The sequence below is a fragment of the Terriglobales bacterium genome, from assembly GCA_035454605.1.
In the GTDB taxonomy this organism is placed as follows: Bacteria; Acidobacteriota; Terriglobia; order Terriglobales; family Acidobacteriaceae; genus DATMAB01.
This window is the reverse complement of record DATIGQ010000110.1, coordinates 1-23,367: the sequence shown is the minus strand read 5'-3', so window position 1 is coordinate 23,367 and position 23,367 is coordinate 1. Positions and strand designations below refer to the sequence as shown.

Here is a 23,367-nt window from a genome sequence, read left to right as displayed (position 1 = left end):
GTAGTCATCCCAACGAAACTGCTGGCGCAAGCTCACACCCGTGCTGGCAAGGCGGGCCTGCTCGCGCTCGGTGTGGTGGATCTGCCCCGCAAGCCGAACAACCTCTTCGACGCGGGTGCCGGGTACGAACACGGCGCCGTCGGCGTCGGCAAAGACCCAATCGCCGTCTTGGATCCGAAGGCCCGTAGACCGGGGTCCCGCTCCGGCGAGCAGTTCCGCTTCCGAGCGAACCGGGCCGGCGGGACAGGAGCCGTAGCTGAACAGAGGCAGGCCGATGCGCAGCAGGTCGGCCGTGTCGCGGTGCGCGCCCCAGATGAGGACGCCCGAAAATCCCGCGGCCTTTGCTTCCAGCGCGGAGAGATCGCCCAGGCAGCCTTCGTCGAGACGGCCGTCGTTGTCCACCACCAGCACGTCGCCGGGCCGGCATCGGTCGCAAGCTTCCAGAAACACGTCCACGCTGCCGTAGTGCTTCACGTAGAGCGAGGGGCCAGCCAGCGTCGAGCCCGGCAAGAGCGGGCGCAGGCCGGGCGGTGCGACGCGAACGTCGCCCAGCAGGCGCACGCACGCGTCAGCAACCAGCGGTGTGGACAGGGAGCGAAATGCTTCGGCAGGATTCATTCCACCGCCTCCAGAGCCTCAACGATCTGAGCATGGGATGGCGGAAGCAGCTCGCCGGATGCGGCCAATTCACCAATGGCCATCGCCGCAAACGCTATCACGTGGTGTGGACGAAGAACGTTTGAATCAGTGACTCCTTGAGTCATTGCGACCGCTATGGTGACGTGCGGTCGCTCGGTCTAATCAGAGGCTCGGTGGCCCACGGCGGTGAGGAAATCGGCCAGGAGCCCGTAGGCCGTGGCTTTGGGGCCGGGATTCTCTTCGAATAGCGTCAGCGCGGGAAAGACGTCTGTGTAGAAGGTGATGGCGGAGGACGTTCCTTCGACGCGCGCCAGGGCGTCGGCCTGCGGGACTTCTTCCGGCCGGACCCACGCGCGTACGCTCCCCTGGGAGCGCCTCGCCTCACACACCAGTTTGCATCTGCGCCCCGCAGCCAGGGCCGCGCGCACGGCTTCGCCGGTCAGGTCGCGGACGCCCTGGCGCTCTACTTGTTCCAGCTTGATCGGATAATTCATCAGTACGGTGACCAGCGCCGCGACCTTGACGGCAGCGTCCCAGCCCTCGACATCGGCAGCGGGGTCGGTTTCGGCCACGCCCGCCGATTGCGCGTCGCGCAGGGAGTCCGCGAAGCTCTTCCCTGCTTCCATTCCTCCCAGAATGACGTTGGTCGTGGAGTTGAGCACGCCGCGGAAGCCCGTGACCTCAACCAACGGCAGGGTGTCGCGGAACATCGAAAAGATGGGAACACCGTCCATCACGGCGGACTCGAACAGGAAGCGACGGTCCTGACGCCGGGCCAATTCTGAGAGTTCTCTGTAGCCGTGGACCACGGGCCCCTTGTTGGCGGTGATGGCGTGGGCTCCGTGCTCCAGAGCCGCCCGCAGATGCGAGATGGCGGGCTCGCCAGTCTCGAAGTCGAGCGAGGTGTTTTCGAAAAGGACGTCCGCCTGGGCGGCTCGCAGCCATTCGCGGACCCCGGCGGGCCGGGCGCATCGCGACGGAGGCGGCACGGCACCTTCAAGTAACACTTTAGGGTCAAGGCCGGCCGGCGAGGCGATCCATCCCATGCGGCGCGTGGCCACGCCGGTAATCCGGCACTCGATGCCGTACTCCGAGCCGAGGGCGGCGCGCTTCTCGAGCAACAGTTCGACCAGCGCACGGCCGACGTTGCCGAAGCCCAGGAGACAGAGATTGAAAGCGCGCGGCACGAGAGTCCTAGGGCGCCGAGGGCCGGAACGCCAGCATCAGCACGAAGGCCACGGCGAAGAAGGGCGCGGCTTCGAAGGTACTGGCCCCGAGGAAGCGCAGGACAAATCCGTACAGTGCCAATGATTCGCAAAGGGCGAGGGAAATAAGGTTTGCTGCCCGCCAACGCCCCAAGGCCGCAGTGTCATCGGGGTTCCGTCGAAGCAAATCCATCGCGGGTGCAAGCATTCGCTTCCGTACCACGACGAGGGCGCCAAACACCACCACGGCGAACACGGTCAGCAATTGGCGGACCGGGCGGAGGTCTCCGGACGAAACGCGGGCTAACATCTCGCCCAGGCCGAAATACAACGGAATCGTGGCCAACAACGTCAGATGGACAGTGCGCGTTACGCGCACGGCAGCTTCGAGTCCGCTCGTTTGGCCGTTCATGGCGGGCGGCTATTTTCTGCTCCCTGGTTCGGACCGTCAACTCAGCCGCATACCCTGCTGCGCGCAGCCTCAACACCATAGCGGGTGCGTAGTGAGTACAATCTCCTGGCCTTATGGGTCAGACGGATGTTCCGGCAATCGTCGCGAAGCAGATCCAGCACCAGGTTCGTCTCACCCGCCAACGGATGGCGTGGTGGCTTCCATGGATCTTTGTGACAGGTCTTGCCGTATCGATTCTGGGCCTCATCTTGCAGGCAAGGCTGCCCTGGAAAGGGTGGCCAGCGCTCGGTTTCTCCACTCTGGCGCTGCTCACCGCATATTTCGGATGGGTCGTTTTTCTGTGGCTGTTCGGTCCGTACGGCCTGTGGCCGTCAACGTGGTTGTTTCCATTCAAGCCCCGGATCGTGCCCTACTTCGCGCGCGAATTGGCGAGGTACGGAGGGAAGACGATGACGGCGTTCGCGCGCGGCCGGGGAGTTTACCGGGAGATTGCTGCGCTGGAACAGCTTGCCGGGTCTTTGGGAGTGGCGCCGCTATCGGCCTATGGCTTCGCTTACGATCACTATGGTCAGGAGGTTCGCTGGCATGACCCCGCGGAAGGCCTGCGGACGATCGAAGCACTGCAGCAGAACCTGGGCGCGGAGTTGGCTGCAGGCCCTGATGTGACCCAAGACCTAAAGGCATTGGCATCCATATTGCGCGAGGCTGCCGACCAGAAAGTCTGCTTCAGCCTGGTGCTCCGCCTCCACCCCAAAGACAACATGCAGGCTGTGTGTACCCGTGAGGTTCGCCAGGGTAGCTTTTGGTAATGGTGCCGATTCCCGAACGGCACGCGCGGCGCCTGTGGTTTAGCGGTTCCAAGCGCAACGTTGTATCCTTCCCGCTTTCCATGGGGCGCGTTCTGATCGCAACGTCGAATCCGGGGAAGCTGCGCGACTTCGCCGGCGCAGCGGCGGAGTCGGACATCGAAGTAGCTGCCATTCCCGACTTCAGTTCCCTTCCCACCATCGTCGAAGACGGCCCGACGTTCGAAGCCAACGCGCGAGCCAAGGCCGAGCACTACAGTCGGTACGTTCCGGGAGATTTGGTACTGGCGGATGATTCGGGCCTCGAAGTCGAGGCCCTGGGCGGCGCGCCGGGGGTACGCTCGGCGCGCTACTCGGGTGAGAGTGCGACCGACGAGCTGAACAATGTGCGGTTGCTTCAGGAGCTGGAAGGCGTCCCCGACGATCGGCGAAGCGCGCGTTTCGTGTGCGTGATTGCCGTGGCGCGCGACGGGCGGACGCTGGACACGTTTCAGGGAGAGGCGGCGGGCGTAATCCTGTGTGAAGCGCTCGGCAGTGGAGGCTTTGGGTATGACCCATTGTTCTTTTTCCCGCCGCTGCGCAAGACCTTTGCCCAACTCTCGCCGGAGGAAAAGGCGAAGGTAAGCCATCGGGGGGCGGCGTTCAGGAGCTTCCTGGACTGGTATGGCAGAGACGCCGAGCGCTAACTACCGACCGTCTACTTGAAGCACTTGGAGATGGCCTGGCAGATGGTGACCAGCTTCTGCAAGTCAGCGGGGGAGAAGTCAGCACCGGAGGCGGGGGCGGACATGCCCTTGCGGCAGACCTGGATGACGCCCAGCGGGCCGGCTTGCGACATCACCGGCACCGACATGAGCTTCTGGATGACGTAGGCGTGCTTGTCCACTTTCTCTCCCGGCTGGGGCTTGGGGCGGCCCCCGGTATCTACGGCTTCGAAGATGGAGGTGTGCTTGGCCTGGGCGAAGTTGTTGATGATCTCGGCGCGCTTGGTGTTGAAGGTGCGTGCCGCCACCGAGCCGGTGGTGTTGAGCGGGATCGTCCCGATATTGTGCAGCTTGGAGGGATAGACGAACACCAGGCTCGACTTGTCCACGCGCATGATGCCGACCTCGTCGTCCTTGACGCCGAAGGTCTTGGCCAGTTCGGCGGCGATCTTTTCCCCGTTTTTCGGGCTCAGACCCTCCTTTTCGCACTCGGTGGCCAGTTGCGCGAACGCGATGACAGGTGTGGCCATGGGACCCTCCGTGGTCGGCTGGAATCGAGGCAGGCCATTATATCCGCCGTGCGGGGACGAACAAGAGCGGCGAGAGCCCATTTTGCCGCTGCGTTCCACGGTGCAGTTTGCCGCGATGCGGACTTCCTTGACTTCGCTGCGCAGCGACAAAGATAATCGAGAGTTGGGCTTCGCACCGCGCAACCGCAAGGAGACCCGCGACTGAATGGCGTCTACCGCCGCTCCCCCGGCTGATACCCCTCGCATCCATGCCGGCGTGGCCCCACTGCGGGCCGGCCAGGGACGTTCGTTCTGGCTGCGCCGCCTGCATTCGCTGAGCGGCATCTTCCCCGTAGGCTTCTACCTGGTGGAGCACATGGTGTCGAATGCCTTCGCTACCAACGGCCCGGCGGCCTACGGCAAGCAAGTGGCATTCCTGGTAAGCGTGCCCTTCCTCGTAGTCGTAGAAACGACGTTCATCTTCCTGCCCATCCTGTTTCATGCGCTCTACGGCTTCTACATCTGGATCCGTGGCGAGTCCAACGTGGCCGATTACCCGTGGGCGGGCAACTGGATGTACACGCTGCAGCGCTGGACGGGAGGCATCGCCTTCGCCTACATCGTGTTCCACACCTGGGAGATGCGCTTCACCGGCGTCCATTTGCCGGAGAACCCGTACGCGGCGTTCGGAAAAGTGCAGGCGGCGTTTGAGAACCCCTGGGTGGTGGCGTTCTACGTGGTGGGAATCGTGGCGGCGGTATGGCACTTCAGCTACGGCCTTTGGCTGTTCGCCGCCAAGTGGGGCATCACGGTGGGTGAGCATGCCCGGCGGCGCTTCGGCTACGTGTGCCTGATGATCGGCGTGGCGTTCCTGGCGGTGTGGTTGCTGACCGTGCGCGCCTTCCTGCGGCCGTGGCCAGCGGAGAAAACGGTGAGCAGCCCGGTTGCCCAATCGCTGGCGGCGGAGAAGCGCTGAATGGCCCGAGCCCCCAAGATCATTGTCATCGGAGGCGGGCTGGCCGGTCTGGCGGCGGTCATCAAGATCGCCGAACAGGGCGGCAATGTGGACCTCTTCTCCATCGTTCCGGTCAAACGCTCGCATTCGGTGTGTGCCCAGGGCGGCATCAATGCCGCCAAGAACCTGAAGGGTGAGGGCGACTCCACCTGGAAGCATTTCGACGACACCATCTACGGCGGCGACTTCCTGGCCAACCAGCCCCCGGTCAAGGAGATGTGTGAGGCCGCCCCGGGCATCATCGACCTGCTGGACCGCATGGGCGTTCCCTTCAATCGCACCCCCGAGGGCCTGCTGGACTTCCGGCGCTTCGGCGGAACGCTGTACCACCGCACCGCGTTCGCCGGCGCCACCACGGGTCAACAGCTCCTGTACGCGCTCGATGAGCAGGTGCGGCGGTTCGAAGCCGAAGGCAAGGTGCAGAAATTCGAGCACTGGGAGTTCCTTTCCGCCGTGCTCGATGGGAACCGGGTGTGCCGCGGCATCTGTGCCATGGACCTGCGCACCATGGAGGTCCGCACCTTCCCGGCAGACGCCATTATCGTGTGCACCGGCGGGATCGGGGCCATCTTCGGCAAGTCCACCAACTCGGTGGTCTGCACCGGGTCGGCACAGGGCGCGCTCTATCAGCAGGGGTGCTATTACGCCAACGGCGAATTCATCCAGGTGCATCCCACCGCCATCCCGGGCGAGGACAAGCTGCGGCTGATGTCGGAATCGGCGCGCGGCGAAGGCGGCCGCGTGTGGGTGCCGAAGAACCCCGGAGACAAGCGCGAGCCGCTCTCCATTCCGCAATCGGAGCGCTGGTACTTCCTGGAAGAGTGGTACCCGAAGTACGGGAACCTGGTGCCGCGCGACGTGGCCACGCGCGCCATCCATAAGGTGGTGTACGAGCATGGGCTGGGCATCGACGGCAAGCCCATGGTCTATCTCGACCTGACCCACATCGACGCCGCCATCCTGGACCGCAAGCTGGAAGGCATCCTGGAGATCTACGAGAAGTTCGTGGGCGACGATCTGTGCAAAGTGCCCATGAAGATCTTTCCGGGCATGCACTACACCATGGGCGGCCTGTGGGTCGACTTCAAGCAGTCCACGAACCTGGCGGGGATTTACGCCGCCGGGGAATGCGAGTACCAGTACCACGGCGCCAACCGGCTGGGGGCGAACTCGCTGGTTTCGTGCATCTTCGGCGGATTCGCAGGCGGACCGGCGGCCATGGCGTACGCCAAGTCCATCGCCAGGTCCGCGGAGGCGGTGGAGTCCGGCGTCTTCGATGCGGAACGCAAACGCCAGGAGGAAATCAACGCCGGGCTGATGCGGTCCGACGGCAGCGAGAACCCGTTCCGGTTGTGGCGCGAGCTGGGCGAGATCATGACCCGAAACTGCACCGTCATCCGCTACAACAAGGCGCTGGAAGAGACCGACGGCAAGCTGGTGGATCTGCTGGAACGCTACCGCCGAATCAACTTGAGCGACCGCAGCCAGTGGGCCAACACCACGGTGGCCTTCGCCCGCCAGCTCTACAACATGCTGCAGCTTTCGCGCGTCATCGCCCAGGGGGCGCGCCTGCGCGACGAGTCGCGCGGGGCGCATTACAAGCCGGATTTCCCCGAGCGCGACGATCCCAATTTCCTGAAGACCACGAAGGCGTCCTTTGCGGCGGACGCCGATGAGCCGCGGCTGGAGCTGGAACCGGTGGATACGTCGCTGCTTCCGCCACGGCCACGCCGCTACGATGTGGCGGCATAGCCTGAGGAGTTGACGAGAATTTGATGGCCGACAAGACGGTCGTTCTCAAGATCAAGCGCCAGGCCGACCCCGGGGCCCAGCCCTACTGGGAGGAGTTTGAGCTGGCCTGGAAGCCCGGCATGAATGTGATCTCCGCCATGATGGAGATCGCCGCCAACCCCGTGAACCGCCAGGGCAAGGCCGCCGCGCCCATCACCTACGATTCGAATTGCCTGGAGGAGGTGTGCGGCTCCTGCGCCATGCGCATTAACGGGCGGGCGCAGATGGCATGCTCGGCGCTGGTGGACAAGCTGGAGCAGCCCATCCGCCTGGAGCCGCTGTCGAAGTTCCCGGTCGTGCGCGACCTGGCGGTGGATCGCAACGTCCTGTTCGAGAACTTGAAGCGCGTGAAGGCGTGGGTGCCGGTGGACGGCACCTACGACCTGGGCTCGGGGCCGCGCGTCTCTCCGCGCCAGCAGGAGGAGGCGTATCCGTACTCGCGCTGCATCTCCTGCTGCTGCTGCATGGAGGTGTGCCCGCAGTTCAATGAGCAGACCGGCTTCGTGGGCGCGGCCACCATCGGCCAGGTGGCGCTGTTCAATGAGCATCCCACGGGCAAAGTACTGGCGCCGGACCGGCTGGCGGCGCTGATGGGCGATGGCGGCATCGCCGACTGCGCCTATGCGCAAAACTGTGTCGAGGCCTGCCCCAAGGAGATTCCCCTGACGCGCGCCATCTCCAGCGTGGCCGGCCAGGTGATGCGCCAGGCTATCCGTGACCTGTTCCGGAGCTAGCGGCGTGGAACTCGGATTGGGGAATCCTGACACGCGCCCGTGCCGTCGAATCCGGCCAGCCTGCACTGCGAGGACCTTTTGAAAATGATTGCGAAGCCCTGGTTGTTGTTCCTCTTCCTGGTGACCTTATCCGCCCTTGCCCAACCGGCTGCAAAACCTGCCGCCAAGGCCGGCCCGCGCGCCATCCATAACTCGGCGCTCATCATCGACACGCACGCGGACACCACGCAATACTTTTCCGACGACTTCGATATCAGCCGTGGCGCCCTGGCCGAAGGCCGGCACTTCGACCTGGACCTCGCCCGCAAGGGCAATCTGCGCGCGCAATTTTTCTCCGTCTGGGTGGACCCGAAGGCGCCGCGCTCGCACGGCCGCTTCGCCATCCGCACTTTCGAGCTCATTGATTCCGTCTACCGGCAGGTGGCGCGCCATCCCGACGGCATGATGATGGCGTTCAGCCCGGCCGACATCCAGCGCGCTCATGCGGGACACAAGCTGGCGGTGCTGATGGGAATCGAGGGCGGGCACTCCATCGAGAACGACTTGGCGCTGTTGCGGGATTACTACCGGCTGGGGGTGCGCTACATGACCATCACCTGGTCGAACAGCACCGATTGGGCCGATTCTTCCGGCGACATCGACAAGGCCGGTGTCCCGCACACCAAGGGAGGCCTCACCGAATTCGGCGAGGAAGTCATCCGCGAGATGAACCGGTTGGGCATGATGGTCGACATCTCGCATGTTTCCGACCGTACGTTCTACCGCACGCTGGTGATCAGCCGCGCCCCGGTCATCGCTTCGCATTCGTCCGCGCGCGCGCTGACCAATCACAAGCGCAACATGACCGACGACATGCTGCGCGCCGTGGCCCGCAACAACGGCGTGGTCATGGTGAACTTCTACTCTGCTTTTGTGGATGACGACTACCGACGCGAGGCCGCCAAGTTGAATGCCGAAGCCGATGCCGCGGAAGAGAAGATGCGGGCTGAGCTGAAAAACGCCGACGCCGCGACCTACTACCGCGCCTTCAACAAGCTGCACCGCCAGTTCGCGGCACGCGTGCCTCGTCCGCCGTTCAAGTCGCTGATCGACCACATCGACCACGTGGCCAAAGTGGCAGGCATCGATCACGTCGGTTTGGGCTCCGACTTCGACGGCGTCACTTCCCTGCCCCAGGGCATCGACTCGGTAGCGGATTTGCCGAAGATCACCGCGGCGCTGGCGGCGCGCGGCTATACCGCCGAGCAGTTGCACAAGATCCTGGGCGGAAACCTGATGCGCGTGTTCCGCGACGTGGAACGCATCAGCCGCCAGATCCAGGCCGAGGAAAAGGCGGAGTCGGCCGCGGCAGCCCCGAAACATTGAGGCGTAAGACGGTACCGATTAGAATCACGTGTCCACTGGAGGACGAATGTCCCGACTGATTGCTGCCGCGCTCTTGTTCGTTTCCATCGTCGCCTGCGAATCGGAACCTCAGAAAACCCCATCCGCCGCGCCCTCGAGCCCCGCCCCGGCTGCCGCGGAGGCCAAACCGAACCTCGGTCCTGACCCCGCAACCTTGGTGGGCGCCACGGCCGTGATCGAGACCTCGTCGGGCAAGCTGACCTGCAAGCTCTTCGCAAAAGAAGCTCCCAAGACGGTAGCCAACTTTGTGGGTCTCGCCGAAGGCACGCGCGACTGGAAGCACCCTCTGACCAAGTCGCCCAAGGTCGGAGCGCCGCTGTATGACGGCACCATCTTCCATCGCGTCATCCCCAACTTCATGATCCAGGGCGGCGACCCGCTGGGAAACGGCTCCGGCGACCCTGGCTACAGTTTCGAGGACGAGATCGTGCCCACGCTCACGTTCGACCGGCCCGGGAGGATGGCGATGGCCAACTCCGGACCCAACACCAACGGCTCGCAGTTCTTCATCACCGAGGTGCAGACACCGCACCTGAACGGCAAACACACTATCTTTGGCCAGTGTGATGCGGCCAGCGTCGCCCTGGTGCGCAAGATCGCCCGCGTGCCCCGCGACGAACGCAATGACAAGCCCATCAAGCCCGTAAGGATCGAGAAGATCACCATCGTACGGGCCGAAAAGAAATAGCCATAGAGGCACCGAGAGCACCAAGGAAGGACGGTCAAAGGAGATTCATGTCTCGCACACCCGGAACCTACGCAGTGTTCGACACCACCGAAGGGCGCATCGTCTGCCGCCTGTTCGAGAAAGAAGCGCCCAAGACGGTGAAGAACTTCATCGACCTGGCAGAAGGCAAGCGCAACTGGATTCACCCGCGAACGCGCCAGGCCACCCAAGCACGCCTCTACGACGGGACCATCTTCCACCGCGTGATTCCCAACTTCATGATCCAGGGGGGCGATCCTCTAGGCACGGGTACCGGAGGTCCCGGCTACAAGTTCGAGGACGAAACCAAGGGCTCTCCCTACAAGTTCGACCAACCGGGCAAGCTGGCCATGGCCAATGCCGGACCCAACACCAACGGTTCGCAGTTCTTTATCACCGTGGCGCCCACCGACTGGCTCAACGGCCTGCATACCATTTTCGGCGAGGTGGTGGAAGGCCAGGAGGTCGTCAACCGGATTGCCAACGTTCCTCGGGAACGCAACGACAAGCCTAAGACGGACGTGGTGCTGAACTCGGTGACCATCGAGCGCGCGTGAGGTGCGCTCTCCGCTCTGCGCCTTCCGGTTTCCGTACACATGCCCCGTGGGCAGCGCGGGCGTGCGGAAGAAGCCCCGGTAATGCGAAACTAGGGCGGTGTTCCCAGCCATCGAAGGCGACCTCGTCAAGCTGGCGCTGCTGAGCGGCGCGGCCACCGCGCTCTACCTGCTGGCGCGGCACTTATCCCGTGCGTCCGAGCCAAGCGATCTCGCCGCCGCGCTCGATCCCGAGCCGCCTTCCTTCCCCGAACCGGTGAAGCCGCCCGTTCCGCTGGTGGGTCACGAAATCCCGTTTCCGCTGGACGTGCGCCAACTGGAGGCCAAGTATGGCCCCGGTTTCGCCCGCCCGAACATCCTCAACTACTACTTCCGGCACACCGACATGGTCGACGGGCCTCCGGATCCGGAGGACTTGTACGACGAGTTCTTTGTGGAGCTGGAGAATCCCGAGCACGAGCATCGCTGGACGACAAGTTTCCACGTGGCCACACCCAAGGGTCTGAAACGAGTGATGCAGGAAGACCGCAGCGACTTCCTGTACGGCGAGGGCACCATCATTGTTCCGCGGTTCGACCTGGCAGTCATCCTGCGTGCGGTCCTCGAGCACTATGCGGAGCCCAACGACCCGCTGTTCAAGCCGAAGCAGGTCTTAGCCGACCGTCAGCACGAATAAGCGGAAGGACCGGCCGTGCCGGGTCTCAGTCTCCGTCCGCGGCCTTCGCTATGGTGAGCAGATTCGCAGGAGCGGGAATCGGAACCGCAGGGACATCAGCCGGCATCTGCAGGTTCGGCATGGGCTGGGCGGAGAAAAGCCGCCGGCAGGGTTTCGCCAGCCAACGCGCCCAGCGCCCCGACGAGGCGATGCGCGCGCTGTCCGTGGCCATTCCCGTATCCGCGTACATCTGGCGGTAGATTTTCGAAATCAGGAGGAAGGCCAACCGGCCCTGCCAGGACTTGATGAAGCGGGAGCGGTTCCAGATGGATCGCAGACTGTAGAACGTGTCCCAGGCGCCCTGCGTCCGACGGCGGATTTCGTCCGCGGACATGACGGGGTGCTCCCAAAACAGCTTGGGGCGCAGGGCCAGTGGAATGAGCCAGCGCCGCGTCAAAGGAACGTTCGCGATGCGGACCGGATTGTTCTCCATGCTTTTCTCCCAGCGCTGGAAATCGACGGTGCCCGGGAAGGGTGTCAGCATGACGAACTGGGCAAAGGCGAGTTGGGCTCGGTCCGCCACCTCCGCGGTGGCGTCGAAAGTGTCGGGACGATCGCTGGGAAGGCCAAAGATAAACGAGCCGAGCACGTAGACGCCGTGGCGCCGGAATGTCCTGAGGCGCTCGACCAGATCCTCTCCCGCGGCATTGAAGTCCTTGTAGACGTCCTTGAGGCCCTCGGGTGTAACCGATTCCACCCCGACCAGCACGCCCTTGATGCGAGCGGCCCGCATGGCCTCCAGGAAATCGGGGTCTTCGGCCGCCTCCATGGTGATCTGGGTGAAGAAGCACATGTCCGCAGGAAGCTGCGCCATCCGGTGCATCAGCTCGAAGCGGTCGGCTCGCGTGGCCTTCAGTTGGTTGAGCCGCTCGGGGTTGTTCTGCCGCGCCGCCAATTCGAGGTCGGTGAGTGTCACCGGATAAAAGTTGTCGTCCGCCAGAACGATGAAGTTGAACCCCAGCCGCCGCAGCTCGACCAGCTCTTTGATCACGGTGTCCCAGGTGCGCTGGCGTGGGCGTTGTCCGTCGGTCCGCCAGACCGAGCAGAACGAGCAATGCTTGGGACATCCGCGAACCGTCTGCACCGATGCCCACATGTAGCGCTCGCGAGGAATCAGGTCCCAGCGCGCGGGAGCGAAGTCGGAGGCTTCGATCTGGCCTCCGCGGTACACGCGCTTCGGGACACCCGCGCAGCAGTCCGCCACCACAGTCTTCCAAATCAGGTCGCCGTCTCCCTGCACCACGGCATGCGCGCCGCCCAGCTCATGGGCTTCTTCCGGATAGAGGGTGCTGTGAATACCGCCAAACACCACATGGGCGCCACGGTCGCGTGCCATCTTGCCGAGGGTGTACCCGCGCAGGGCATTCGCGGTGTGGATGCCGATGCCGACCACGTCTCCCCGCTCAATGCTTGCCGGATCGAGGGCAGCGAGGGTTTCGTCTACCAGGACAGGATCGCCGTACTGGCGGGGTGTGGCGGACGCCAGGACGTAAAGCCAGCGAGGAGGAACGACCGCAGTGCCGAAAGATACGTCGCTGGGATTGACAAGGTGCACCCTCATCCTGAACTCACCCCTTAGGTTAAGCTCACATGCACGCTAGGCAGGACGAACGACCATTTGTTCGCTTCGCGTGGCCAAGATCAAGAAGAGTAAGCAGAACTCCCGAAGTGCACTCACCCCAGCAAGATTCTAACCCAGACTGAGCTTTCACACACGCCCCGGGTGCTGTTTTTGTTTGGGTCTGTCAGAGGAGAGCCCCGGCGTCCAAGCAGCTACAACCTGCTATACACCGATGACGCCCACCAGTTCCTTCACGGCATCGGCGCTCTTCTTGAGCGCCGCCGCTTCTTCCGGCGTCAGTTTGATCTCAATGACATCCTCGATGCCGCGAGTTCCCAGCTTGCAGGGCACGCCGACGAACAGGCCGCTGATCCCGTACTCCCCCTCGAGGTAAGCGGCACAGGGCAGGATCTTCTTCTTGTCCCTGATGATGGCCTCTACCATCTCTGTCACGGCCGAGGCGGGTGCGTAGAAGGCGCTGCCCGTCTTGAGGTACTTGACGATCTCGGCTCCGCCGTCGCGCGTGCGCTGCACCAGGCGCTCGATGGTCGCGGCATCCATCAATTCGGTGATGGGAATGCCGGCGACGGTGGAGTAGCGCGCCAAGGGCACCATGGTGTCGCCGTGGCCGCCCAGCACGAACGCGGTGACGTTCTCCACGCTGACCTTGAGTTCCTCGGCGATGAAGGTGCGGAAGCGCGCGGAATCCAGTACGCCCGCCATACCGATGACCCGGTTGCGGGAGAACTTGGAGAGCTTGTAGGCGGCCTGCGCCATGGCATCCAGCGGATTCGAGACCACGATGAGGATGCAATCGGGCGAGTTGGCCACCACCTTGCCCACCACGTCCTGCATGATCTTGTAGTTGGTGTTGAGCAGGTCGTCGCGGCTCATGCCGGGCTTGCGCGGGATGCCGGCGGTGATGACCACGATGTCGGAGTTAGCCGTATCGGCGTAGTCATTGGTTCCCAGCACGCGCACGTCGCGCTTCTCGATGGGCATGGCCTCGAGCAGGTCGAGCCCTTTCCCCTGGGGCACGCCTTCGATGATGTCGATGAGCACCAGGTCGGCCAGTTCCTTGGCCGCCATCCAGTGGGCGACGGTGGCGCCCACGTTGCCCGAACCCACGATCGTCACTTTTTTGCGCATGAGTCCCCTCAAGTGTTGGTTGTGAATTCTCTCATAACCGACTGGCGGACGGGGACTGCCGTCGCCTAGTCTGCGGCCGTATTGACTCTCGCCTGATCCATGTTGGTGATGATGTGCCCGGCGAACTCGCTGGTCTTGACCTTGGTGGCTCCTTCCATCAGCCGCTCGAAATCATAGGTCACGGTCTTCTGCTGGATGGTACGCTCCAGCGCATCTTCGATGAGCCGCGCCGCTTCCTTCCATCCCAGGAAGTCGAACATCATCACGCCGGAAAGGATAACCGAGCCGGGATTGATGACGTCCTTGTCGGCGTATTTGGGCGCCGTGCCGTGGGTGGCCTCGAAGAAAGCGTATTCGTCGCCGATGTTGGCGCCGGGGGCGATTCCCAGTCCCCCGATCTGCGCCGCGCAGGCGTCGGAGATGTAATCGCCGTTCAGATTGGGCGTGGCCAGCACGTGGTACTCGTCCGGTCGCGTGACCACCTGTTGGAAGATGGAGTCGGCGATGCGGTCGTTCACCATGATCTTCTTCTTCCACGCCCCCTGGCCGTGCGTGGCGTAAATGGCATCGAGCACGCCCTTCACCTCGGCGTAGACCTGTTGCCGGAATTGCTCGGTGGCGAATTCCAGCCCCGGTTCGACCATGCGGGCGTTGTCCTCCACCGAGAGATTCGGGTTCTTGTCCTTGTTGTCCAGGATCCAGCTCTCGCGCTCGGTCACGATGGCGTCACGAAACTCCTGTTGCGCCAGTTCATAACCCCACTCACGGAAGGCGCCCTCCGTGAACTTCTGGATGTTGCCCTTGTGGACCAGCGTGACCACCCTGCGGCCATTGGCAATGGCGTGCTGGATAGCCATGCGCACCAGCCGCTTGGTCCCGGTGACCGAAATGGGTTTGATGCCGATGCCCGAATCCTCGCGGATCTTCTTCCCCGTTCCCTTCAGCATCTCGTTGTTGAGGAAATCGATCAGCTTCTTCCCTTCCGGCGTTCCCTGCTTCCATTCGATACCGGCGTAGACGTCCTCGGTGTTCTCACGGAAGATGATTACGTTCATGCGCTCGGGGTGTTTCACCGGCGAGGGCACGCCCTGGTAATACTTCACGGGACGCACGCAGGCGTAGAGGTCGAGAATCTGGCGCAGGGCCACGTTGAGGGAGCGAATGCCTCCGCCGACCGGCGTGGTGAGCGGTCCCTTGATGGCTACGCGGAACTCGCGCACCGCGTCCACCGTGTCGTCCGGCAGCCAGGTCTTGAACTGCGTGAACGCCTTCTCCCCGGCGAAGACCTCGTACCAGGCCACGCGGCGCTTGCCGCCGTAAGCCTTCTCGACCGCGGCGTCGAAAACCCGCCGTGACGCTTTCCAGATGTCGCGTCCCGTGCCATCCCCCTCGATGAACGGAAGGATAGGATTGTCCGGGACGTGGAACCGGCCGTCGCGGTAGGTGATCTTCTGCCCGTCCGTCGGGACGGGAACGCCGTTGTACGCCTTCGCCATAAGGCCTCCGTACGCAAAAAGTCAGGCAATTATAAAAGGACTGCGCGGCCCGGGGGCTGTGCGCTGGGTCACACCACCATGCGCTCGTACACTCGCCGCACGCCCTGGTAGCTGCGCTCCAGTTCCGCTTCCAGGCCGCCGGCCAGCTCCCGCCCCAGCAGCTTGGCGGTGAGGCGCTCGATGGTCTCTCGCGCCTGCTCTGCGGCGGGCAGCGACTTGCGGGCGCGTCCCTGTACCAGGCGGATCACGTGCTCCAGCGTCCGCAGCAGTTCTCCGGCTGAATCGAGGGTGGCGCAGTCGTTGTCGCTCAACCAGGCGCGCGTGGCCAACTGGTGCAGCTTCACGCGGATGTTGCCGCGCACCTCGTACGCCTGCCGCCGTACCACCAGATAGGACGCGATGAAGTCGATGTCGTAGAAGCCGCCGGAAGTAGTCTTGAAATTCGGCTCTCCGGGCTCGCTTTTCTCCAGGCGGCCGCGCATGTCGCGCACGGCGGCGGGAAAATCGGGATGGCCGGCAAAGCGAGCCAGCCCCCGTTGGACGGCCTGCCATGTTCTGTCCGCCAGCTCGGGCGAGCCGGCCACCGGCCGCAGCTTGGTGTAGGTCAGCGCCTCCCAGGCCTGGGCGTCCGACGCGAAGTACTCTGCCAGGTGCTCGGGGGTATGCACCAGCTCACCTTCGGCGCCGCGCGGGCGCAGGCGCGGGTCCACGGCGAACACCGTGCCGTCGCGCGTGTACGCCGACAGCACTTCGACCATCTGTTCCGCCGTCCGCGTTCCCTGCGCTTGTGAAACAGCCCCGTCGCGGACGAAGAGCAGATCGGCGTCGGAGGCGATGTCAAACTCGCAACTTCCCAGGCGTCCCAGGGCCAGCACGGCGAATCCTTCCGGTGAACCGGCGACGCGGGCGGCGGCACGAATGGCGGCGTCGGCGACGGCGGTGGTCTCGGCCAGCGATTCATAAACCGGCCGGCTCTCTACCAGGTCCCGCGCTCCGGCGGCAAACACCCGGTGCCGAAAATGCTGCCGCAGGAGCGCCAGCTTCTCGCCGTAAGAGGCTTCGGACTTCGCAATGTGCTCAAAGACCGGGTCTTCGCCCGACACCGCCTCGCTGCCGGGCGCAAACAGTTCCTTTTCCGCGCCTGTCTCTGAGTTTTCGCCGATCTCGCGCACCGTGGCAATCTCTTCCGGATGGCGGATGAGGATGTCCGTCAGGTAGTCGCTCGCGGCGAAGATACGCAGGGCGCGCTCTACCGCCTGGGGATCGCGAGTGACGGCGGCATAGCGCTCGGAACTGGTGAACGAGGCACTTAGAAAACGGTGCAGGTTGCGGCGTGCATGGGTTGCCAGCTCGCGACGCGCGGCGACCTCGTAAAGCGCCGGGGCGTCCACCGCCAGCCGGTGCAGGATCTGGTCATAGGTCAGCTCACGTCCCAACTCGGCGGGAGGCATGAGCAGGCGGAAGCCAGGTTCCGGTCCCTCGCGCAGTTTCTGCTGCTGCTGGCTGTGGATGATGCGCTGGTAGATCTCCGCCACGGCCGCCATGCGCTGCCGCACCGTGGCTACGAAGTCCTCTGGCAGGACTTCGCCGCGGTCGGTACCGATGACTGCGCGCGCAATCACTCGCAGCTCGGCCTCCGCCTCCGGCAGGCGGTGGGTCTGCTGCCCGCGCCGCAATTGCAGCCGGTGTTCTACCCGCCGGAGAAATTCGTAGCCGCTGTTCAGATCGTGGAAGTCCTTGCCGGCAAGATGTCCCTTGTCATGCAGTTTGTGCAGCGAAAACAACGTACCGCCGGAGCGCAGCCAGGGTTCGGAGCCGCCGTACACGCGCTGCAAACACTGCACCAGGAACTCGACATCGCGGATGCCGCCCCGCTCCACCTTCACATCCAGGTGCAGGCGGCCGTGGCTGCTTGCCGCGTTGGCCCTGCGGCGGTGGGCGCTGATCTTCTCCCGCGTGTCGAGCGCGGTCTCGATGGCGGCAAAATTCAGCTCTTTGCGGTAGATGTGCGGCTGCACGGCGCGGATGAACTCCCGGGCCAGCGACTGGTTGCCGGCCGAGTGACGCGCCTTGATCATGGCCTGCAGCTCCCAGTCGTGCGCCCGCTCCCGGTAGTAACCCAGCGCATGGGAGAGCGGCACCGCAGGCTCACCCTCGCGACCCTGGGGGCGCAATCGCAGGTCGATACGGAACACCGCGCCTTCCCGCGTCACCCGAGAAAGAAGTTCGGTCGCATCCTGGGCCAGGCGGATGAAGTACTCTCGGTTGGAGATGGTTCCCGGCTCGGCGGGCTCGCCGTCGCCATAGAGGAAAAGCAGATCCACGTCCGAGCTGTAATTCAGCTCCAGGCCGCCCAGCTTTCCCAGCGAGAGCACGGCGAAAGGCGGCTCGGCTACGCGGCCTTCACGGTCCGCAGAGAGCGGTGCGCCGTAGCGTGCGCGCAGGGCGGTGTCGCACTCCCGGAGCGCTTCCTCGATGAGCACGTCCGCCAGGGCGGAAATCTCCGCCGTGGTCTCGGCCAGGGTAGCGATGCCCAGCACATCGCGCAGCATGATGCGGATGTACTCGCGCCGCTTGAAGCGGGCCAGCAGCAGCGCCGCATCGCTCTCGAAGGAACGGGAACGGAAGCGCGCCAGGCTCTCCTCGTGGTCCTCGCGGGAGTGCGTGCGGTCGAGATGCCGCTCGCGCGCCAAAGCGTGGAACAAATCGGGGTTCTGGATGAGCGTTTCGCCCAGGTACAAGCTGTAGCCGAACACCACCACGGCGTAATGGATCAGGTAGTGGTGGCGGTCCATCAGCCGCAGGACTTCGGTGTTTCCGGCGGAGCACAGGCGCTCGAACAGGTTGAGGGCGGAGTCAGGATCGGGCGAGTCAATCAGCAGCGTGGGCAGCGACTCCGCCACACCCGCCGGCACGTGCTCACGAACGCGCGCCAGGTTCTGCGCAGCGCGCTCCGGATCCTGAAAAGCGATGTGGGACAGCGCGGCTGCCGGGTTCACCCTTCACCGCTCTCCACAGGTGGGATAACTGCGGCCAGCATAGCACGGTCCCGGAAGGTCACTCAGTTTCGCGACGCTCCGGTTCGAGGATGGCGCGCAACTCCGCCAGCACTTTTTTCTCCGCCAGGACCAGCAGCGTATCGCCCGGCTGGAAGACCGTGCCGCCGCCGGGTACCTGGAATTCTTCATCGCGGTTCAGCCCGACAATGAGCGCCCCCGGCGGCAGGCCCATCTCGACAATCTGCTTGCCGACGGCCCTGGATCCGGGCTGTACCTCGAACTCTTCCAGGGCACTCTTGATGCTGCGCGTGGGGGCGTACTCGATGGGATACTCACGCCGGACCTTCAGCGGAGCCGCCAGGCCGAGCCAGCGCGCCACCCAGGGGATACTGGTGCCCTGGACGAGCACCGAAGTCAGCACAATGAAGAAGACCAGGTCGAAGATCAGTTCGGCCTGCGCCATTCCGGCCAGCAACGGGAATGTGGCCAGGATGATGGGCACTGCTCCCCGCAGTCCCACCCAGGAGACCAACAATTTGTGCCGCCAGCGCATGCGGTCGTCGAACAGCAGCACCGAGAACACGCTGACGGGCCTGGCCACCAGCATGAGAAAGAACGATAGCGCCAATCCGGCGCCGGCCACCGGCAGCAAGCGGGACGGAAACACCAGCAGGCCCAAGGTGATGAACATGGCGATCTGCATCAGCCAGGCCAGCCCGTCGTGAAACATGTGCAGGCTGCGGCGGTGGATGATGTCGCGATTCCCGACCACCAGCCCGGCCACATACACAGCCAGGAAGCCGTTGCCGCCCACAGTAGCCGTCGCGCCATAGGCCAGCAGCACCAGAGAGAACGTCAGCACCGGATACAGTCCCTCGTACTGCAGCCGGATGTGATTCACCAGCCAGGCTATGGCGAGTCCCATCAAGTAGCCGGCCACGCCGCCGAGAGCCATCTGGCGCAGGAACAGCAGCACCAGGCTCACCAGCGGCGTGTCAGGGTTCTGCACCAGGCTGATGATGCCGACCGTAAGGAACACGGCCATCGGGTCGTTGCTGCCTGACTCCAGCTCAAGCACATCCTTGAGCCGTCCTTTCAAGCTCACGCTGCGCGAGCGCAGGACGCTGAAGACGGCTGCGGCGTCGGTGGAGGAGACGATGGCGCCCAGCAGGCAGCCTTCCAGGAGGGAGAAGTTCAACAGATAGGCGGCGAACAGGCCGACCAGCAGGGCGCTCGCCAGCACCGCTAAGGTGGAGAGAACGATGCCGCGGCCCAGGACAGGGCCCACGCGCTGCCAGTCCGTGTCCAGGCCTCCAGCGAACAGAATGAAGACCAGAGCGATGACGCCCAGGGCCTGCGCCAGCCAGGGATCGTCAAAGGCGATGCCTCCCGGCCCTTCCGAACCGCCGAGCATGCCGATCACCAGGAACAACAGTAGCGCCGGAACTCCCAGCCGCACCGACGCCTTGCTGGCCAGGACACCCAGGATGAACACCCCGGACAGCGCGACGAGGATGACTTCAATCGGCAGCATCAGGAACTGGAACGGGCGATGCCAAGTCAGCCGGGCGATGACGACCCACTGTCGGTGCAAACCGCCGCCGACATTTTACGGCAGTACCTCCTCGCGCAAATCCAGAGCCTCACGCGCCGCCAGCCGCAGGGGCTCGATTTCTCCGTTCAAGGCAGCCAGCACTACGTCCCGCAGTTCGGCGGCGCCGGTCAGGCGCGGCAGGAAAACGAAAGCAGCACCCTTGTGGTAGAGATCGCGCGCTTGGGCCAGCGTCTCCGCCGTTACAATCACCCGCGCTTCGGGAGCGATCGCCCCAAGCGCTCGCAGCAAGCGTTCGTTCGTGGTGCCCTTGAGGATGGCGTCGGGCACGGTGCTCAATAACACCTGCGCGTCGTGAATCGCCGCGTGGTGAAGCGTGTCCAGGTGAGCCACGTCGCCATACAGCGCGCGGATGCCTCGGCGGTCCAGTTCCCGCTTAGCCGCCGGGTTGAAGTCCACAACGCAAGTTCGCTCCGCGAGAGCGGGGTCGACCTGCAGGAGATCGTGGAGCAGCGAACTGGCGTAACTTGTGAAACCCAAGAAGACGATCTCCTTTGCCTGCGCTTCCCCGCCCGGATGAGCCGTCTCATCCAGGTCGCGCATTCCCAGCCGCCGCAGCATGGGATTCAAACGCTTGAACAGCTCATGGTTGTACAGGATGCCGTAGGTCGAGGCCACCGACGTCAGGACCATCGTGAACACGATCACCGAGAGCGTCTGCTGCGTGATGTGGCCCAGACTGACCCCTAACGCTCCGATCACCAGCGAAAACTCGCTCACCTGCGCCAGATTGATGGCCGGAAGGATGCTGGCGCGGTTGCCGTTGCCCAGCCGGTGCAGCACCGGGCTGATGGTAACGAACCGCGAGAGCACGACAAATGCCGCCGCCGCAACGGCTGCGAACACGACCTCCGCCGTGGGCCGCGGAATCTTCGCTCCCAGGGTGACGAAAAAGAGCGTGATAAAGAAATCCCGCAGGCTGATGACCTTGGCGATGACGTCCAGGTTGTAGGGAAACGTGGAGATGGCGATTCCCGCGATCAGTGCTCCCATTTCGCGTGAAAGGCCGAGCTGCGCGGCCAGCATGGCAACACCGAAGCACCACCCGAGCGTCCCGATCAGCATGAGTTCGGGCGTGCGTGCGATGGAATGAAAAAGCGCCGGCAGGACATATCGGCTGACGAGCAACGCCACGGCCACCAGCGCCACACCTTTGGCCAAGGAAAGCAGCAGCGGCGCGACCGCCGGATTGGTCAGATTGGGCTGCAGCGCCAGGAACAGGATGGCCCAGATGTCCTGAATCACGAGGATGCCTAAGGTGATGCGCCCCGGCAGCGTATCCAGCTCGAACTTGTCGTAGAGCAGCTTGACCACGATCATGGTGCTGGACAAGGCGCAGGCTATCGCCATGTACAACGCCCCGAAGTCACCCCCGCCCAGGCGAAAGCCGAGCCAGGGCATGACGAGAAGCCCGAGCCCCACGCAGGCAGCGAACTGAACCGCGCCGGTAACGCCGACCGAGGGGCCCGACTCCCGCAGCTTTTTCAGGTCGATCTCCAACCCGATCATGAACAGCAACAGGATCAGGCCGAGTTCGGAGACGGTTTCAATCTCCTCCGCGCTGGACAGCCAGCCCAACCCTTGCGCGGGGCCCAGGACTACGCCCGCGGCGACATATCCCAGGATCAAGGGTTGGCGCGTCCACTTGGCCAGAAAGGCGAAGGCGGTCGCAGCCACGATGCAGAGCGCGATGTCCTTCAGGATGTCGTGCATAGGCGGCCCGGGCTCTCCTCAGTTGCGCGCCAACCCTGCGTCTGGATGCCGGGGATGAACGCGACGTTTGGTCATACCATCCGCCTAGTGCTTCCGCTTCGGCGAGATCGTGGCACCGCACTTCTTGCAAACCACCGCTTCGTCCTTCCGGCTCCGAGGAACAATCTGGTTGGTGTGGCATTTGGAGCACACACGCGAAAGAGCAGCTTGGGTGGCTGCAGACACTATCAGGTGGCGCATGTTCGAGAGTCCTCCGTCGGTAAGTGGGATTCGCTCAGGCTCCGTGCAAAAAACGGAGCCCCAACACTTCCGAGTCAGCGGAGGTCTAGCAGAGGCGCGTGCAGGTCAGGTCGAGAAGGCTGGCCTGCCGCGAGGGAGCTGCGACGACGTGGGTGAGGGCGCTCCCGCCGGACGCTGCCAGCAGCACGGCAACCACGGCCGGCACCGTCAACAGCGCGGGAAAGATCTTGCCCGCCCGGTCATGCACCACGCCGGTCGGCGTGGGCAGGTAAGGACACACCAGCATCAGCAGGATGAGGTATCCCGCAAAAATCGCGAAGATGCGTTGGGCGTTCTTTCCCTTCACGGCCAGCCATTCTACCCTGAACGCTGGCGCGATGCATGGCTGCTACTTTCGAGCACGCCTCCAGGCCAGGGACATCAACGCGGTTCCAAATCGATGCGCACCGTCAGCAGGTTGGTGCCGAATCCGCGGACGGCCAGGCTGTTCAGCAACGTGCTGGGCCGCTGGCGTGCCAGCCAGCGCTGCCGCGCACGGGGATCATCGTCTGGAAGGAGGTGCGCCGTACCTGTCCGCCACTTCAGCAGCAGCCCTTGACGCACTCGGACCCGCACTCGCGGGTTCGCGGCAATGTTTCGCACATAGCCTGCCTGCATGCCGTGCTCGGCGACGATCCAGAACTCGTCGCCGATGCGGCTGTCTCCCACCGGCGTGCGCCGCGGCTTCCCGCTCTGACGACCGGTGGTTTCCAGTAGCGCATACCCCGGCGGCACCAGACCGAGGGCAAACAGCAGCTTGATCGGCGGGTTGAGCACGTACTTCTGCAGCGCGTGCACAAGGCGGTGTTTCATTCAGTTCTCCGAAAGCAGGGCTTTGAGGCCGGACGATCAGTCCTCGTCATCAGGCTCTTCGAGCGCTACCGCTCCACTCAGGCTCCCCGGGCCGCGCTGCACAGGAACCAACCGGTCGGCATAGGGATCGTCGGGAGGATCGGCATGCGGAGGCACTTCCGGCTGGAAACGGCTTTGCAGGAACTCCAGCAATCTGCGAAGAAGGCCCATTTGTTCATGATGAGCCGAACCGCTGGAAAAGGCCAGGGCCCGCCTCATCGCCGGGCCCTGGCTCGTCTGGCTCCTCGCCACTGACCACTAGCTGCTGGTTCTATATGTCGTAGTACAACGCGAACTCGTACGGATGCGGACGCAGACGGATGGCGTCCACTTCCTTGGCGCGCTTGTACTCGACGAAGGTCCGCACCAGCTCCTCGGTGAAGACATCGCCCTTGAGCAGGAACTGATGATCCTTCTCGAGGGCTTCGAGCGCGGTATCCAGCGAGCCGGGCATGGAGGGCACTTTCGCCAGCTCCTCCGGACCCAGATCGTAGATGTCCTTGTCGAGCGGC

General features: G+C 64.0%; 23 protein-coding genes. 9 read left to right on the top strand and 14 right to left on the bottom strand.

The features are described 5' to 3' along the window. From VLE48_07775 to VLE48_07765, 3 genes are all read right to left on the bottom strand, one after another. The coding region (locus tag VLE48_07775; GenBank protein HSA92894.1) for a hypothetical protein at nucleotides 1-618 on the bottom strand (618 nt) is incomplete at its 3' end. A 179-nt stretch (nucleotides 619-797) separates the two neighbouring features. Further along, nucleotides 798-1,826: a hypothetical protein gene (locus VLE48_07770; protein HSA92893.1), complete on the bottom strand. Its 1,029-nt coding sequence runs from the start codon at nucleotides 1,824-1,826 to the stop codon at nucleotides 798-800. Nucleotides 1,827-1,833: 7 nt separating this feature from the next. Beyond that, a complete protein-coding gene (locus tag VLE48_07765; protein ID HSA92892.1) occupies nucleotides 1,834-2,256 on the bottom strand; it encodes a hypothetical protein in 423 nt (140 codons plus the stop codon). 113 nt (nucleotides 2,257-2,369) lie between these two features. Here VLE48_07765 and VLE48_07760 point away from each other — a divergent pair, with 113 nt between their 5' ends. Together VLE48_07760 and rdgB are read left to right on the top strand one after the other, a co-directional pair. Next, complete coding sequence (locus VLE48_07760; protein HSA92891.1) at nucleotides 2,370-3,065, top strand: hypothetical protein; 696 nt, start codon at nucleotides 2,370-2,372, stop codon at nucleotides 3,063-3,065. An 80-nt stretch (nucleotides 3,066-3,145) separates the two neighbouring features. Beyond that, nucleotides 3,146-3,748, top strand: coding sequence for an RdgB/HAM1 family non-canonical purine NTP pyrophosphatase (gene rdgB / locus VLE48_07755; GenBank protein ID HSA92890.1), 603 nt, complete (start codon nucleotides 3,146-3,148; stop codon nucleotides 3,746-3,748). An 11-nt stretch (nucleotides 3,749-3,759) separates the two neighbouring features. Here rdgB and VLE48_07750 read toward each other — a convergent pair whose 3' ends face one another. Beyond that, on the bottom strand, nucleotides 3,760-4,296 hold the full coding sequence (locus tag VLE48_07750; GenBank protein ID HSA92889.1) for a GAF domain-containing protein: 537 nt from the start codon (nucleotides 4,294-4,296) through the stop codon (nucleotides 3,760-3,762). Between the two features lie 205 nt (nucleotides 4,297-4,501). Between VLE48_07750 and VLE48_07745 the strand changes: the two genes are divergently transcribed. The 7 genes from VLE48_07745 to VLE48_07715 all read left to right on the top strand — a co-directional run bounded on the left by VLE48_07745 (nucleotide 4,502) and on the right by VLE48_07715 (nucleotide 11,155). Continuing rightward, on the top strand, nucleotides 4,502-5,251 hold the full coding sequence (locus tag VLE48_07745) for a succinate dehydrogenase cytochrome b558 subunit (GenBank protein ID HSA92888.1): 750 nt from the start codon (nucleotides 4,502-4,504) through the stop codon (nucleotides 5,249-5,251). Next, nucleotides 5,252-7,042: a succinate dehydrogenase flavoprotein subunit gene (gene sdhA, locus VLE48_07740; GenBank protein ID HSA92887.1), complete on the top strand. Its 1,791-nt coding sequence runs from the start codon at nucleotides 5,252-5,254 to the stop codon at nucleotides 7,040-7,042. Nucleotides 7,043-7,065: 23 nt separating this feature from the next. Continuing rightward, a complete protein-coding gene (gene sdhB / locus VLE48_07735) occupies nucleotides 7,066-7,815 on the top strand; it encodes a succinate dehydrogenase iron-sulfur subunit (GenBank protein ID HSA92886.1) in 750 nt (249 codons plus the stop codon). Nucleotides 7,816-7,899: 84 nt separating this feature from the next. Continuing rightward, nucleotides 7,900-9,180, top strand: coding sequence for a dipeptidase (locus VLE48_07730; GenBank protein HSA92885.1), 1,281 nt, complete (start codon nucleotides 7,900-7,902; stop codon nucleotides 9,178-9,180). Nucleotides 9,181-9,226: 46 nt separating this feature from the next. Next, nucleotides 9,227-9,907, top strand: coding sequence for a peptidylprolyl isomerase (locus tag VLE48_07725; GenBank protein HSA92884.1), 681 nt, complete (start codon nucleotides 9,227-9,229; stop codon nucleotides 9,905-9,907). Between the two features lie 47 nt (nucleotides 9,908-9,954). Further along, a complete protein-coding gene (locus VLE48_07720; GenBank protein ID HSA92883.1) occupies nucleotides 9,955-10,482 on the top strand; it encodes a peptidylprolyl isomerase in 528 nt (175 codons plus the stop codon). Between the two features lie 97 nt (nucleotides 10,483-10,579). Further along, on the top strand, nucleotides 10,580-11,155 hold the full coding sequence (locus VLE48_07715; GenBank protein ID HSA92882.1) for a hypothetical protein: 576 nt from the start codon (nucleotides 10,580-10,582) through the stop codon (nucleotides 11,153-11,155). Between the two features lie 25 nt (nucleotides 11,156-11,180). Here VLE48_07715 and VLE48_07710 read toward each other — a convergent pair whose 3' ends face one another. From VLE48_07710 to glnA, 10 genes are all read right to left on the bottom strand, one after another. Beyond that, nucleotides 11,181-12,755 carry a radical SAM protein gene (locus tag VLE48_07710; protein HSA92881.1) on the bottom strand — a complete coding sequence of 525 codons (1,575 nt, stop codon included), beginning with the start codon at nucleotides 12,753-12,755 and terminating at the stop codon, nucleotides 11,181-11,183. 222 nt (nucleotides 12,756-12,977) lie between these two features. Beyond that, nucleotides 12,978-13,904, bottom strand: a complete 927-nt coding sequence (gene mdh / locus VLE48_07705; GenBank protein ID HSA92880.1) for a malate dehydrogenase — start codon at nucleotides 13,902-13,904, stop codon at nucleotides 12,978-12,980. 65 nt (nucleotides 13,905-13,969) lie between these two features. After that, nucleotides 13,970-15,400, bottom strand: a complete 1,431-nt coding sequence (locus VLE48_07700) for an NADP-dependent isocitrate dehydrogenase (GenBank protein HSA92879.1) — start codon at nucleotides 15,398-15,400, stop codon at nucleotides 13,970-13,972. A gap of 68 nt (nucleotides 15,401-15,468) precedes the next feature. Continuing rightward, nucleotides 15,469-18,399, bottom strand: coding sequence for a hypothetical protein (locus VLE48_07695; protein HSA92878.1), 2,931 nt, complete (start codon nucleotides 18,397-18,399; stop codon nucleotides 15,469-15,471). Nucleotides 18,400-18,457: 58 nt separating this feature from the next. Beyond that, the gene (locus VLE48_07690) at nucleotides 18,458-19,993 is read right to left on the bottom strand and encodes a potassium/proton antiporter (protein ID HSA92877.1); all 1,536 of its coding nucleotides are present in this window, start codon (nucleotides 19,991-19,993) and stop codon (nucleotides 18,458-18,460) included. Nucleotides 19,994-20,008: 15 nt separating this feature from the next. Continuing rightward, nucleotides 20,009-21,724: a cation:proton antiporter gene (locus tag VLE48_07685; GenBank protein ID HSA92876.1), complete on the bottom strand. Its 1,716-nt coding sequence runs from the start codon at nucleotides 21,722-21,724 to the stop codon at nucleotides 20,009-20,011. 325 nt (nucleotides 21,725-22,049) lie between these two features. After that, entirely contained in the window at nucleotides 22,050-22,310 is a 261-nt protein-coding gene (locus VLE48_07680) for a hypothetical protein (protein HSA92875.1), read from the bottom strand. 74 nt (nucleotides 22,311-22,384) lie between these two features. Next, the gene (locus tag VLE48_07675) at nucleotides 22,385-22,816 is read right to left on the bottom strand and encodes a nitroreductase/quinone reductase family protein (protein HSA92874.1); all 432 of its coding nucleotides are present in this window, start codon (nucleotides 22,814-22,816) and stop codon (nucleotides 22,385-22,387) included. A gap of 36 nt (nucleotides 22,817-22,852) precedes the next feature. Beyond that, on the bottom strand, nucleotides 22,853-23,026 hold the full coding sequence (locus VLE48_07670) for a hypothetical protein (protein HSA92873.1): 174 nt from the start codon (nucleotides 23,024-23,026) through the stop codon (nucleotides 22,853-22,855). A 100-nt stretch (nucleotides 23,027-23,126) separates the two neighbouring features. Further along, the coding region (gene glnA / locus VLE48_07665; protein ID HSA92872.1) for a glutamine synthetase at nucleotides 23,127-23,367 on the bottom strand (241 nt) is incomplete at its 5' end.